The sequence below is a fragment of the Sorangium sp. So ce1335 genome (assembly GCF_051521615.1).
Lineage (GTDB): Bacteria > Myxococcota_A > Polyangia > Polyangiales > Polyangiaceae > Sorangium.
Genome location: NZ_CP150363.1, coordinates 7,161,052 through 7,174,364, shown reverse-complemented (window position 1 = coordinate 7,174,364; position 13,313 = coordinate 7,161,052). Strand labels below are relative to the sequence as shown.

General features: G+C 70.3%; 10 protein-coding genes. 7 read left to right on the top strand and 3 right to left on the bottom strand.

Annotated elements, in window-relative coordinates; translation table 11 throughout:
• Positions 1–16: 16 nt before the first annotated feature.
• Positions 17–448: a CBS domain-containing protein gene (locus tag WMF24_RS26490; protein WP_437730174.1), complete on the top strand. Its 432-nt coding sequence runs from the start codon at positions 17–19 to the stop codon at positions 446–448.
• 172 nt (positions 449–620) lie between these two features.
• Here WMF24_RS26490 and WMF24_RS26485 read toward each other — a convergent pair whose 3' ends face one another.
• Together WMF24_RS26485 and WMF24_RS26480 are read right to left on the bottom strand one after the other, a co-directional pair.
• Complete coding sequence (locus WMF24_RS26485) at positions 621–980, bottom strand: immunity 8 family protein (RefSeq protein WP_437730173.1); 360 nt, start codon at positions 978–980, stop codon at positions 621–623.
• A 407-nt stretch (positions 981–1,387) separates the two neighbouring features.
• Positions 1,388–1,699, bottom strand: coding sequence for a hypothetical protein (locus WMF24_RS26480; protein WP_437730172.1), 312 nt, complete (start codon positions 1,697–1,699; stop codon positions 1,388–1,390).
• Between WMF24_RS26480 and WMF24_RS26475 the strand changes: the two genes are divergently transcribed.
• From WMF24_RS26475 to WMF24_RS26450, 6 genes are all read left to right on the top strand, one after another.
• Positions 1,674–3,386, top strand: coding sequence for a rhamnogalacturonan lyase (locus WMF24_RS26475; protein ID WP_437730171.1), 1,713 nt, complete (start codon positions 1,674–1,676; stop codon positions 3,384–3,386). The genes WMF24_RS26480 and WMF24_RS26475 overlap by 26 nt on opposite strands.
• Before the next feature lie 231 nt (positions 3,387–3,617).
• Positions 3,618–5,300 (top strand): DUF1588 domain-containing protein, encoded by a 1,683-nt coding sequence (locus WMF24_RS26470; RefSeq protein WP_437730170.1) that lies wholly within the window; start codon positions 3,618–3,620, stop codon positions 5,298–5,300.
• Positions 5,301–5,322: 22 nt separating this feature from the next.
• A complete protein-coding gene (locus WMF24_RS26465) occupies positions 5,323–6,708 on the top strand; it encodes a DUF1552 domain-containing protein (RefSeq protein WP_437730169.1) in 1,386 nt (461 codons plus the stop codon).
• 471 nt (positions 6,709–7,179) lie between these two features.
• Positions 7,180–9,699: a SpoIIE family protein phosphatase gene (locus tag WMF24_RS26460; RefSeq protein ID WP_437730168.1), complete on the top strand. Its 2,520-nt coding sequence runs from the start codon at positions 7,180–7,182 to the stop codon at positions 9,697–9,699.
• A 454-nt stretch (positions 9,700–10,153) separates the two neighbouring features.
• Positions 10,154–10,837 (top strand): hypothetical protein, encoded by a 684-nt coding sequence (locus WMF24_RS26455; protein ID WP_437730167.1) that lies wholly within the window; start codon positions 10,154–10,156, stop codon positions 10,835–10,837.
• A gap of 31 nt (positions 10,838–10,868) precedes the next feature.
• Positions 10,869–12,203 (top strand): trypsin-like serine protease, encoded by a 1,335-nt coding sequence (locus WMF24_RS26450; RefSeq protein WP_437730166.1) that lies wholly within the window; start codon positions 10,869–10,871, stop codon positions 12,201–12,203.
• A gap of 87 nt (positions 12,204–12,290) precedes the next feature.
• Here the strand turns inward: WMF24_RS26450 and WMF24_RS26445 are convergent, their stop codons facing one another.
• Positions 12,291–13,175: an SDR family oxidoreductase gene (locus tag WMF24_RS26445; RefSeq protein ID WP_437730165.1), complete on the bottom strand. Its 885-nt coding sequence runs from the start codon at positions 13,173–13,175 to the stop codon at positions 12,291–12,293.
• Between the last annotated feature and the right edge of the window lie 138 nt (positions 13,176–13,313).

Genomic DNA, 13,313 nt, shown 5'->3' with positions numbered 1-13,313 from the left:
GCAAGGAGTCTGTCCGATGAAGCTCAAGGAGAATCGCAGGGTCGAGGATTACATGAGCACCGCGGTCATCGCGCTGAAGGAGGCCGACGCGATCAGCGCCGCGAACCTCGAGATGAAGCTCGCGCAGATCCGGCATATCCCCGTCGTCGACGCGAGGGGGCGCGTCGTCGGGATCGTCTCCGATCGCGACATGCTCCGCCACGCGAGCAGCCTCGACGGCAGTCCGATCCCGATCGCGTCGATCATGACCCGGCGCGTCCTCACCGTGCGACCGACGACCCCGGCCGCCGACGCAGCCCAGCTGCTGCTCGATCACAAGATCGGCTGTTTGCCCGTGCTCGGCGACGAGGAGCAGCTCGTCGGGATCATCACCGAGACCGATTTCCTCAGCATCGCCCAGCAGGCGCTCCGAGGCGTCGACGTGACCCACGACGCCGAAGATCGCTAGAACCACGATCAATCACGTTGAGCGAGCGAGGAATGAACCGCCAAGACGCCAAGGACGCCAAGAAGAAGACAGTGTGTTGGCGTCCTTGGCGTCTTGGCGGCTTGAAATCCTGCTCGTTTCAGGCGGGTTCAGGCAGCATCGCGGCGAGAGGGGCAGGAGAGCGCGCGCCGCGTCACGGTTCCCGGTAGCTCTCGTATTCCCAGGCGAAGCAACGCCGGGGGTTCTCGACGCAGGCGGGCCAGGTCTCGGCCTCGCAGGACGCGACGGTCCGCTCTAGCCAGCGCCAGAGATCGTCGAAGTCATACCGGCGCATCACGAGCAGCGGGCGGGTGGCGAGGATTCCGTCGCGCGCCTCCAGCCGGTCCAGCCCCGCGGGCGTGGCCATCCTGAGGGTGAAGGAATCCGCGCCCGCCCCCTTCCTGGGCCCGATGTCCAGCATCACGAGCTCGGCGAACGCGTCGGGATCGTCGGGCGCCCATGTCCGGAGATTGGGATGTCCCCAGACGCCAGCGGAGCGGATGACGAGCTTCATGGCCGGGGAAAAGCGAAGAGCAAACCGACCCGCGGGTCAAGGATCCCGAGTAAATTTCTGCTCCTACGGTTCATCCGGGGTCCGCCAAAAAAAATCGCGAGTGGCGCCCAGAGTGGTGACCGAAAGCGAGCACCCGATCCCACATACCTGTCGAGCTCTGGAAGCGGTGATCCCGGACGTCCCGAGGCGGCGGCTCTGCGGCCCCTCGGTCGCGGCGTGATCCGCGACAAGCTCACGCGCGCCACGCTCCGGCAGCGTCGGCGTCGCCGTCTGGCTTTTTCTCGATTGGCTTGAAAGGCGAGTACTACAATGAGAGGCATTGCGTACGGGGCCATGGCCCTGGCCGTGGCGGGAGGCCTGGGTGCGTGCAGCGGGTCCGAGTCGGGCCTTGAGGGGTCTGGTGGCGCTCAGAATGAAGGCGGCGCTTCGGGGCAGACATCCAGCGGCTCTTCCGGGCAGGCGTCCGGCGGCGCTTCGGGGCAGACATCCAGCGGCTCTTCCGGGCAGGCGTCCAGCGGCTCTTCCGGGCAGGCGTCCAGCGGCTCGTCGGGGCAGGCGTCCAGCGGCTCGTCGGGCGGTGGAGGCTCCGGCGCGGGCGGCGCCGACGGGCCGGGCGAGTCCATCTGCGGGGTGACGCCGGCCGCCGCGACGGGCCACGTCAGGATGGAGAACCTGTGCCGCGGCGTGGTGGCCGTGCGCTCGGGCGAGGGCAACTTCATCAGCTGGCGCCTGATGGGCTACGAGGATCCTGGGATCGGGTTCAACGTCTACCGCGACGGCACCAAGGTGAACGACGCCCCCATCACCGACTCGACGAACTACGTCGACGCGGGGGCCCCCGGGAGCGCGAAGTACACCGTCCGCGCCGTGATCGATGGCGTGGAGCAGGGCGACTCGGCCAACACGCGCGACGGGGAACCGGGCACGCCCACGTGGGAGCGAAACTACCTGACCATCCCGCTCCAGACGCCCAACAACTACGAGGCCGGGGACGCCTCTCCCGGCGATCTCGACGGCGACGGCGACTACGAGCTCGTCGTCAAGGAGCAGAACAGCCCGCGCGATCCGTCGCAAGACGGCCGCACCGGCCAGCCCAAGCTCGCGGCCTACGACACCGACGGCACCTTCCTGTGGCGTATCGACCTCGGCATCAACATCCGCGAGAGCGAGCACACCACGCCCTTCGTCGTGTACGATCTGGACGGCGATGGTCGCGCCGAGATCGCCGTCAAGACGGCGCCCGGCACACGCGATGGGAAGGGAGCGTTCCTGCACACCGGCCCCGCCGCCGACGATGACGACGCGCGAGACTACCGCAACGGTGCGGGCAAGATCTTGAGCGGGCCGGAATATCTCACGATCTTCAGCGGCGTCGACGGCTCGGAGCTCGCGACCATCGCGTACCACGCCCCCATCACGAGCGGCAGCTTCGGCGACAACAACGGCAACCGCTCGGATCGCTACAACGCCTCGCTGGCGTTCCTCGACGAATCGGGCCAACCGAGCGCCGTCATGCAGCGGGGCTACTACGCCCGGACGACGTTCGGAGCGTACAATTACCGCGACGGCAAGCTGAGCCTCGCGTGGAGCTTCGATTCGTCCGCGGGCGGCAACGGCGCCTACGGCGGCAAGGGCGCTCACAGCATGATGGTGGCGGATACGGATGGCGACTTGAGGCAGGAGATCATCCCGGGTGCCGCGACGATCGGTCCCGACGGCAAGGGCAAGTGCGCCGTCAACGGCGTCGGACACGGCGATGCGCTTCACATCACCGACCTGGTCCTCTCACGCCCCGGGCTCGAGGTGTTTCAACCGACCGAAGCTGGCGGCCAGCCCGCATACTACGTTCGGGATGCGAACACCTGCGAGATCCTGTGGCGCGGACCCAACAGCGAGGGCGAGGGGCCGGGCCGCGGCGCCGCCGGCGACATCACGCCCGACAGCCCCGGAGGCGAGGCCTGGACCAACACCGCCGGCCTGTTCAGCGCGGAGAGCGGTCGCAACATCGGCTCCCGTCCCCGCCAGGTGAACTTCCTGATCTGGTGGGACGGCGACGAGAGCCGCGAGCTGCTCGACGGCAACACGGTCACGAACTTCGACGGCGAGGGGCGGGGCTTCACCGCGAACGGCTGCACCTCGATCAACGGCAGCAAATCGGTGCCGACGCTCAGCGCGGATCTGTTCGGCGACTGGCGCGAGGAGGTCGTGTTCCTGTGCGGCAACAGCCTGCGCATCTACACCACCGATCAGGTCACCAGGCGCCGCATCCACACGCTGATGCACGATCCGCAGTACCGCGCGAACGTGTCGGCGCAAAACGCGAGCTACAACCAGCCGCCGCACACCAGCTTCCACATCGGCGGCGGTATGAGGGAGCCCCCCAGGCCCGACATCACTGTGCGGTGATGCCGGCCTGCCGTCGTGCGACCGGAGCGCTGCCGTCAGCGGCTTCGCTCCGCCGCCGCGGCGCCAGACGAGGCACGCTGCGTGATAGCGCACCTTCTATCCGATCGTCCATGGAAGCTGCACAACGGTAGACGATGACGAGAAGCTTGACCTGCGGACAGCGTCTGGACTGCCCGCCTCCTCGACGGGGGCGGTATCGATCGACGCCGCTCGCTCATCTGGAGATCCGATATGAGCTTACGATCGTTGGGTTGGATCTGCGGCCTGGGTTCGTGGGTGCTCGCCTGCACCGGGCAGCTCGGCGATCCGTCCTCGGAAACGGCGAGCGGCGGAACCGGCAGCGACGTTCCCCTGCCGCAGGCCGACGGCAGCTTGCCGTACGCGGCGCCGCAGCCCGCCTCCGCGGCGCTGCGCGCGCGGACATGGCTGCTCACCCCGGAGGAATACGGTCGCTCCGTCCAGGACCTGCTCGGCGTGCGGGTCGACGTCTCCGACATGGATCCCGTGCCGGACAACGGCATCTATCCGAACATGTCCACCAGCGGGCTCGTCCGCGTGACCCTGGCCGAGCAGTACGCGGCAAAGGCCGAAGCCGCGGTGCTCGCGCTCAGCGATCAGCAGCTCCGCGCGCTGATCCCGTGCGGCAAGGTGGACGCGACGTGCAAGGCGGACTTCCTCCGCGCGGCGGTCGGCAAGGCGTTCCGGCGGCCCGCGACGGCGGAGGACCTGACCAGTTACGGCGAGGTGTTCGATCTCGCCGCCGAGGCAGGGGATCCGACGCTGCCGTTCCGCTGGGCGCTGAAGGGCGTGCTGACCTCGCCCTATTTCCTGTACCGGACCGAGATCGGCGCGCCGAGCGACGAGGCGACCGAGGCGTTCCGGCTGACGGACCACGAGATCGCGACCTTCCTCTCGTACAGCGTGCTCGGCGCGCCGCCCTCCACGACGCTGATCGCCGCCGCCGATCGCGGTGAGCTGGCCGATCCCGCGCTGCTCCCTGGCCACATCGAGCAGCTCCTCTCGACGCCGGGCGCCGCCGACCAGCTCGGTCATTTCCTCGTCCAGTGGCTGCGACTCCACACGTTCGACGCCGAGGTGGAGAAGTTCGAGGACGTGTTCCCCGGCTTCGCGGACGTGAAGGAGGCGATGTTCGCCGAGACGCAGGGCTTCCTCCGCGTGAACGGGGGCATGGCGGGCTCGATCGCGAGCCTGCTCACGGCGCCTGTGCCCCGGTCCGATCCCGCGCTCTCCGCCTTTTACCGGAGCGACCCCTCGGGCGCGGAGGACACCGCGCGGAGCGGCCTCCTCTCCCTCGGCGCCCTGCTCTCCAGGACGGCCAAGCAGTACCTCACGTCCCCGACGCTCCGCGGCCTCTTCCTCCGCGATCAGCTGCTGTGCCAGCACATCACGTTGCCCGAGAACTTCACGCCGCCGCCGATCGAGGAGAGCGAGCTGCGCATCGCCCCGAAGACGACGCGCGAGCTGTACGAGACGCACGCCGCGCAGTCGGCCTGCAAGGCCTGCCACGCGCTGACCGACGACATCGGCTACATGCTCGAGAATTTCGACGGCGCGGGCCGCTACAGGACGCTCGAGCAGTACAGGAGCCCGTCGCTCACCGCGCCCGCGGCCGGGCCGCAGCCGATCAACGCGGTGGGCCGGCTTGTCAACACGGACGTCGACGGCGAGTACGAGAGCGCCGCCGAGCTGGGGGAAGCGCTGTCGCGCAGCACCTGGGTCCGCGAGTGCGTGGCGCGGCAGGCCTTCCGCTTCTATTTCGGCCAGGTCGAGTCTGCGCGCGGGATCCCGCCGGTCGCGCAGGGCACGGCGGCGCTCGATCGCACCGGTCTCCTTCGCGATCTGCTCGTGGCGCTCCTCTCTTCACCGAGCACGGTGGAGCGCGTGCGTGAATAGCTTCAACCATCGAGGATCGAACATGCCCAAGCCCTTCGACGTATCCAGACGAGACATCCTGAAGACGGCGCTCGGCGCGATGTTCCTGGCGCCGCTCTTGCGCCACCGCGAGGTCGAGGCGCAGACCATCGTGCCCAGGCGGCTGGTGCTGGCCTTCACGCCCGACTCGCACCCGCCCGAGTGGTGGCCGACCGGCAGCGGGTCGACGTTCCAGCTCCAGGAGCCGCTCGCCGACTTCCGCGGCCTCGAGAAGGACATGCTGTTCTTGCGGCGGCTCGACCACGCCTGGACGTTCGATAACCATCACGAGGCGGGCATGGCGCAGCTCTTCACGGGCGCGCGCTTCATCGACAACAGCTCACGCCACGCGAACGGCCCCTCGCTCGATCAGATCCTGCTCAAGAACTCCGACCTGCGCGGCGGCACGCCCATCGCGAGCATCCACCTGTGCGCGGCCGATCGCGGCGGCGCCGACAAGCGCCACATCATCTCGTACAGCGGCCCCGGCCAGCCTATGACGCACACGGCCGACCCCGCGCGCGCCTTCAGCACGATCTTCGGCGGCGTCGACTTCGACGGCGGCGGGCCGACGTCCACGCCCGACCCGAAGTCCGACGCCCTCGCGGCCGCGAAGCGCCGCGCCGACGAGCGCATCCTCCAGATCAACACCGGCGAGCTCAAGACCATCCAGCGCTTCCTCGGCCAGGCCGAGCGCGAGAAGCTGGAGCTCCACGTGGAGTCGCTGTTCGAGCTGCAGCAGCGCATCGCGGGCATGGGCGGCGGCACGTCGGAGCCGGTCGGCGGGGCGTGCGAGCGCGTGGACACCTCCGGCTACAACAACAGCACCAACAACGCGACAACGATCACGCGCTGGGCGCAGATCCAGGCCGACATCATCGTCAACGCGTTCACGTGCGATCGCACGCGGGTCGCGGACTACCACTTCAGCTTCTCCGGCGGCCACCACGAGGGACTGCTCGGCTTCGGCCAGAGCTGGCACGACAATGTCGCGCACGTCAGCCGCACGAACGACAGCGTCCGCGTCGACGGTGAGTCGATGACCACGCGCGAGGCCTTCATCACGTTCGATCGCTTCTGGGCGAGCCACATCGCGTACCTGGCGAAGAAGCTCGCGAGCATCCGCGAGGGCAACGGCACGATGCTCGACAACACGATCATCCTCTGGGGGGTGGAGAGCGGCACGAACCACAACCACAGCCCGCGGGACATGCAGTACCTGGTCATCGGCGGGAAGAACCTGGGCGTGAACGTGGGCAACTACATCAACAACACGACCGCGCAGAGCTCGAACAAGCTGCTCACGTCGGTGATGAACGCGCTCGGCCACGACGCGAAAGGCATCGGCATCGAGCCGAGCTGCGGACCACTGCCGGGCTTCCTCGCCTGACGCGGCAGCGCGCCTGGCTCGGAGGCCAAACTTCACGAGGACGCTTCGGAACGCGGTCCACGGAGCGGCTACATGCCGGCGTGTGGTCGATGGCGCGCTCCCCATCGGTGAAGCCTTCCGTGTAGCGCGCGCGGCGGCATACGGGCACAAACGAGCTGGCTTCTGCGCGCTGTGCTACATGAGCGCCATCCACATGTGAGCCCTCGCGCGTCCGGCGCGGGAAGGGATTGGATCCGGTCGCAGGGCGACGTACGCTCGTCCAACCGTGTCAGCGCCTGAACCGCGCCAGGGCGACTCCCGTGTTCCCTTGCATCACGTCCTTTCCGAGCGAGCGGCTGGCGAGCCATCATCGCGCGCGCGCCGGTCGGGAGGTGGACGGTCGATGAGCAGCTCGAGGGTCGAGTCGGTCGCCGCGAGCAGCTCCGGGATCGAGCCGAACCTGGGGACGACACCGCATCTGGGTGAGCGGCCATGACGAAGAAGCGCCGGACGATCGCCCTCTTGATGGACTACATGCGCGGCGAGTTCCAATCGTCCGTGCGGATCGGCGTCGAGCGCGCCGCGGAGGCGCACGACGTCCACCTCATCTTCGCCGTCGGGGAGATCCTCGCCGGTGACGCCTCCTCCGAGGCCGTCCAGAACAGCATCTATCGCCTCGTCGCCGCGGAGGCGGTCGACGGCGTCGTTGTCGCCTCGGGGACGCTCTGCAACTACCTCGGCGTCGAGGAGCTGCGGCGCTTCTGCCGGAGCTTCGCGCCGGTTCCCCTCTGCAGCATCGGGCTCGCGCTGGAGGGCGTCCCCAGCATCGTCGTCGACAACGGCCTCGGGATCGAGATGACAGCCGGGCACCTGATCGACGACCACGGGCGCCGGCGCATCGCGTACATCGGCGGCCCGCCGAGCAACGGGGAGGCGCGGATCCGCGCCGAGGCATACCGGAGGGCGCTCGACGCGCGCGCGGTGCCGTACGACGAGCGCCTGGTCGCGTTCGGCGAGTTCACGATCGACACCGGGCGCAGCGCGATGCGCGAGATCCTCGATCGCGGGATCGGTTTCGACGCGGTCGTCGCGGCGAACGACAACATGGCGCTCGGGGCGATCGAGTTGCTCAGGGCGCAAGGCATCGGCGTCCCGAAGGACATCCTCGTGTGCGGTTTCGACGACGTCGGCGCGGCGCGTTACACGAATCCATCGCTGACGACGGTGCGCCAGCCGATCAAGCGGCTCGGGGCGATCGCGGTGGAGACGGTCCTGCGGATGCTCGACGGCGAGGACGTCCCGGAGCTCAACCTGCAGCAGATCGAGCTCACGCGGCGCGAGTCGTGCGGCTGCGCGTCCCGACCCGTCGTCGTGCGCCCGCTCACGGTGGCCCCGCCGCCGCTCGTCGCGCCGCCGTCGCTCGTCGCGCCGCCGCTCGGCGCGCCGTCGCTCGGCGGCCGGCGCGACGAGCTGGAGCGCGCGCTGGAGCAGGCCGTGGGCATCCCGGCCGCCGCCTTCGGGGGCTGGCCCGCCGAGCTGCTGTCGGCGCTCGAGGAGGAGCTCGAGGGGCGGGAGGGCCGCTTCGTGCAGGCGCTGGAGCGCCTCCTCGACATGGCGGCGCTCGAGGGCGTGTTCCTCGACCTGTTCCAGGGCGTGATCACGCTCCTCCGCGCGCAGCTCCGCCGTCCGCCCGAGGATCCGGCCGCGGCCGCGACGAACGAGGCGCTCGAGCGGCTCTGGCACGCTGGCCGCGTCCTCATCGGGAGCGCGTCGGTGCGCGCCGACGGGCGCCAGCGCCTTCATGTCGAGGTCACCTCGATCAACCTGAGCTGGAGCGCGCGGTGGTTCTCGACGTGCCTGAGCCTGCCCCTCCTCAAGCGCATGCTGGCCTCGCAGATGCCGAGGCTGCACTTCACGCACGCCGCCATCTCGCTCTACGAGGACGCCCAGCGAACCACCCTGAAGCCGCTCTTTTTGATGGAGGACGGCCGCGAGGTGGAGCCTCCCGCCGAGATCTTCCCGGTCCAGAAGCTCGCCCCGCCCGGGTTCCTGGACGCGCGCGAGCGCAGGAGCACGGTCGTGATGCCGCTCATGCTGGGGAACACCGAGCATTTCGGCGTCGTGGCGCTCGACAGCGGCGCGAACGAGATGGTCTATGACGCCCTCCGCCTCCAGCTCGCCTCTGCGGTGAAGACGGTGGCGCTCCACCGTGAAATGGTGCGGCAGGTGGAGCTGCGCGAGCGGCTGGAGCAGGAGCGGGGGCGCGAGGAGAGCCTCGTCGCGGCGCGGATCCAGACGACGCTCGTGCCTGAAGGGCCCGAGCAGCTGCAGAACATCGAGGGGCTCGAGATCAGCGCGGCGATGACGCCGGCCACGGAGGTCGGCGGCGACTACTACGACGTCATCCCGACGCCCGGGGGCGGGTGGCTCGGGATAGGCGACGTCGCCGGGCACGGGCTCGCGGCGGGGCTCGTGATGCTGATGATCCAGAGCATGGTGTCGGCGCTGACGAGCAGCAACCCGGGCGCCAGCCCGAGCGCGCACATCGCCGCGCTCAACAGGGCGATCTACAAGAACGTCCGCGGTCGCCTGAAGCGGGACGAGCACGCGACGCTGCTGCTCTTGCGGTACGAGCGGAGCGGCCGCGTGACGTTCGCGGGGGCGCACGACGACATCCTCGTGTGCTCGGCGCGCACGCGGCGCTGCGTGGGCATCCCGAGCACCGGCGTCTGGCTCGGCGTGTTCCCCGCGATCGACGCGATGACGCGGGACTCCGAGCTCATCCTGGAGGACGGGGACGTCCTCGTGCTCTACAGCGACGGGGTGACGGAGGCCCGCAACGTCCACCAGGAGCAGTTCGGGCTGGAGCGGCTCTGCGCCGCGATCGAGGCCGCGCAGTCCGCGCCCGTCGAGGTGATCCGCGACCGGATCCTCAGCGAGGTCGAGGGCTGGTGCTCGAGCGCCGACGACGACATCACCGTCGTCGTGGCGAGATACCGCGCGCCCCGGTAGCGCCGCGCCGCGCGGGTCCGAAGTGCATCGCCGACGGCGTGCTTCGTGGCGCGTCGACGAAGGCGGCGCCGTGGTCGAGGTCGACGCGGTCGACGTCGAGGGGGACGCCCATCGACTCGATCCCGACCTCTGGTGAGCACGAATCTGACGACTCGGCATCAACGGACGAGCCCGCATCAACGGACGAGCCCGCGCCGGCTGACGAGCCCGCATCAGCCGTCGTGAAGCCCAGGCAAACACGTCACGTCCCGCGCTCGTGCACATGGGATACCAATGCCGAGGACCAGGGGTGGATCGACGAGGATCTATCATTTTTGCTACAGGCTCGAATTACAAGATCGTCTTGACCGACAGGCCATTCCAATTAAATCAATCGCGTCCGATTTGCTTTGAGCCTCAACGTGTCGACGGCGCCCCGAAGGCAGCCTCGTCGGCAAAACGAAGGGAGATCGTCATGAGAATGATGCAATTCGCGTCCAGCATCGTTGCGCTCGTCGTGTGCGGTTCGACCCTGGCCATCGGGTGCGCCGGCGGGGGCGATGAGGCTGAAAACGAGTCGCCCCGGGAGGTGGCCACCGGCCCCGAGACCTTGACGATGGATCTCGACAACGTGGTCGCGCACAGCGCGAAGCTCAGCCCGTCGCTCGTGCGCGTGGATATCTACGATCGCGCAGGGACACCGCAGTTCTCGGTGGACTACCAGCTTGGCAGCGCCGAGGGGGAGACGATCCGCTGGACGCTCCTCGCCCAGGACGGCGCGGAGGCCCAGGGCGCGCCGGTCGAGGGCAGCCTGCGGCCCGAGCTCGACGAGCTGCCCACCCTGGAGGACTCCATCAAGGGGGCGCTCTACCTCCAGTCGAAGGTCGTGAATTCGCTAGAGGGCCAGGAGTACGACAACTACGGGTGCGATCTGCCGTCCTGGGTGTGGTTCGGCGACAGCTGCGGGAGCAACGGCGCTTGCTGCGATGTACATGACGCCTGCTATGCGCAGAACGGCTGTACCGCGTCCAGCTGGTACTGGACATTGCCGGGCGGCGCGTGCGATCGGTGCAATGGCGCTGTCGTCTCCTGCATCCTGTTCGACAACCCGGGGCCGAGCTCGTGCTGCGCCGCCGGGAACTGCGGCCAGCCCCGCTGAGGCGGCGCGACGCTGAGCCAACGACGTATCCATGCATCGAAGGGGCCGCGTTCACTCCATGGCCTGCGGGGCCGCCCTGCTCCTGCTTTGCGGGGCGGGGTGCGCCCCCGCGGACGGTCCCTTGCCGCTGGACGCCGCCGAGGCGCGGCAGGAGGTGAGGAACGGCACGCCGGCGACCGAGGACTCAGCGGTCGTCGGCATCGCCGTGGGCGGCGCCGTCGGGTGCACGGGCGTCGTCATCCGACCGCGCGTCGTCGTCACTGCGGCGCACTGCCTCGCCAGCCATCCGGACACGGTGCTCGTGGGGCCGTCCGCCGCCGAGGGCGTCCACGTCGACGTCGCGCGAGCGTGGCCTTCTCCGGACTACCGGGCTGGCGCTGCCGATCATGACATCGGCCTGCTGCTCCTGCGCGAGCCGCTCGACGTGGCGCCGATCCCGGTGCGCGCGGAGCCCCTGACCGACGAGGACGCCGGCCGGAGCGTCCGGATCGTCGGCTTCGGCAGGGAGGACCCCGAGGAGCGCGGCGACGCCCGGAGGATGCAAGGGACGGCCGTCGTCGGCGAGCTCGACGCGCTCACGTTCTCCCTGACGCCCTCGCCCTCCAGCGCTTGCGCCGGCGACTCGGGCGGGCCCGTCCTCGGCGCGGGCGGCGGGGGAGAGGTCCTGCTCGGCGTGATCTCGCGCGGCGACGAGGCGTGCGCCGAGCGCGCCAGCGCCGCCCGCGTCGACGCGCACCTCGGCGGCTTCATCGAGCCGCTGCTCGCGGCGATCGAGGCGCGCGGCGGGCAGGCCGGCGAGCCCTGCGTGGAGCCGGGCAACTGCGCCTCGGGCCTCTGCGTGTCGCCGGAGGACGCGCCGAGCTTCCCCTACTGCTCGCGCGCGTGCGGAGGCCCCGCGGACTGCCCCGCCTCGATGCGCTGTGAGGGCGGCGCGCCGGGAGCATCGCAGTGCAGGTACCCCCGGCCGAGCCCGGGCGCGATCGGCGCCGCGTGCGATCGCGACGAGGCGTGCGAGTTCGGGATGTGCGCGCGGTTCGACGGGGAGCGGTTCGACGGGGAGGAGAGCCCGACGTGCAGCGCGCTCTGCTTCCCGGAGGACCCGGAGCCCTGCCCCCAGGGGGGCGTCTGCTCGCCCGTGGCCGGGGCGGCGCGCACCCACGGCTGCAGGTACGAGGCGCCCGCGCCGCCGGCGGCCGCGGGCGGCTGCGCGGCCGGGCCATCGCCGCCGGGCGCCCGCGCGCGCTGGCTGGCGCTCGTCCAGGTGGGCGCGCTCGTCCTCGGGCTGCGCGCGCTGCGCCGCCGCGCCGCCTCCGGGGGGCGCCGCGGCGCGGTCTCCAGGGAGACGCCATCCGAGACAACCGCGTGATGGTGAAATGCAGATCGAGGCTGCCAACGGTGCTCTGAGGGCGATTCACCGCCGGCCCGGTCCCGCTGTCCGCTGGCAAGAGCTCGGCTATGCGCGCGCGAAGTAGGTGCCGTGCTCGAGGTCGGCGAGCAGGCCCGCCTGCGCGGGCTTCCAGCCGAACCGCGCCTGCGTGAGCGCGCTCGACGCGGGGGTGTCGGACGCGAAGAACGCGCCGAGCCAGCCGAAGTGCTCCTTCGGGACCGACTCGACCGGCAGGCCGAGCTTGCGGCCGATGACGCCGGCGATGTCGCGGGTCGGGACGCCCTCGTCGCCGACCGCGTGGAGCCGCGCGCCGGCCGGCGCCTCCTCGAGCGCGAGGACGAACAGCCGCGCGGCGTCGAGCCGGTGCACCGCGGGCCACCGGTTCTCGCCGTCACCGATGTACCCGGAGCGCCCGGTCTTGCGCGCGATCTCGATCAGCGTCGCGAGGAACCCTGCGTCGCCGTCGCCGTGGACGATGGGCAGCCGCAGCGAGGACACGCGCACGCCGCGGCTCGCGAACGAGAAGGCGAGCTGCTCGGAGGCGGCCCGCGGGCCGCTGGCCGACGGGTCGAGCGCCTCGTCCTCGGTGACGACGCGGCCCGGCGTGAAGCGCGCGGTGCCGGACGTGATGACGAGCGGGCGATCGGAGCCCGCGAGCGCGCCGCCGAGCGCCTCGATCGCGCCGCGGTCCTTCGCGCAGTTGCCGGCGTAGTCGTTGAAGTCCTCGTGAGGGAACGCGCAGTGGATCACCCCGTCGCACGCCGCGGCGCCGCGGCGCAGGCTGTCGAGATCCGTGAGATCGCCGCGGTGCACGTCGACGCCGGCGGCGGCGAGCTTCGCGGCGGACGCGTCCGAGCGCGCGAGGCCGACCACGCGGTGGCCGGCGCGGACGAGCTCCGGGATGATGGCAGAGCCGATGAAGCCGCTGGCTCCAGTGAGGAAGACACGCATGGGAAACCTCTCCTTGGCTCGCGAGCGACTCCCTGGCTCGCGATCCGCTCCTTGGCTCGCGAGCGACTCCCTGGCTCGCGAGCGACTCCCTGGTTCGCGATCCACCATGGCACCGCCGCGGCGCCCGCGAAATACACG

Excerpts from the sequence above, each read along its gene's own strand:
- WMF24_RS26490 (WP_437730174.1), top strand. The coding sequence starts at position 17 with ATGAAGCTCAAGGAGAATCGCAGGGTCGAGGATTACATGAGCACCGCG.
- WMF24_RS26485 (WP_437730173.1), bottom strand. The coding sequence starts at position 980 with ATGAAGCTCGTCATCCGCTCCGCTGGCGTCTGGGGACATCCCAATCTC.
- WMF24_RS26480 (WP_437730172.1), bottom strand. The coding sequence starts at position 1,699 with ATGAAGTTGCCCTCGCCCGAGCGCACGGCCACCACGCCGCGGCACAGG.
- WMF24_RS26470 (WP_437730170.1), top strand. The coding sequence starts at position 3,618 with ATGAGCTTACGATCGTTGGGTTGGATCTGCGGCCTGGGTTCGTGGGTG.
- WMF24_RS26465 (WP_437730169.1), top strand. The coding sequence starts at position 5,323 with ATGCCCAAGCCCTTCGACGTATCCAGACGAGACATCCTGAAGACGGCG.
- WMF24_RS26460 (WP_437730168.1), top strand. The coding sequence starts at position 7,180 with ATGACGAAGAAGCGCCGGACGATCGCCCTCTTGATGGACTACATGCGC.
- WMF24_RS26455 (WP_437730167.1), top strand. The coding sequence starts at position 10,154 with ATGAGAATGATGCAATTCGCGTCCAGCATCGTTGCGCTCGTCGTGTGC.
- WMF24_RS26450 (WP_437730166.1), top strand. The coding sequence starts at position 10,869 with ATGCATCGAAGGGGCCGCGTTCACTCCATGGCCTGCGGGGCCGCCCTG.
- WMF24_RS26445 (WP_437730165.1), bottom strand. The coding sequence starts at position 13,175 with ATGCGTGTCTTCCTCACTGGAGCCAGCGGCTTCATCGGCTCTGCCATC.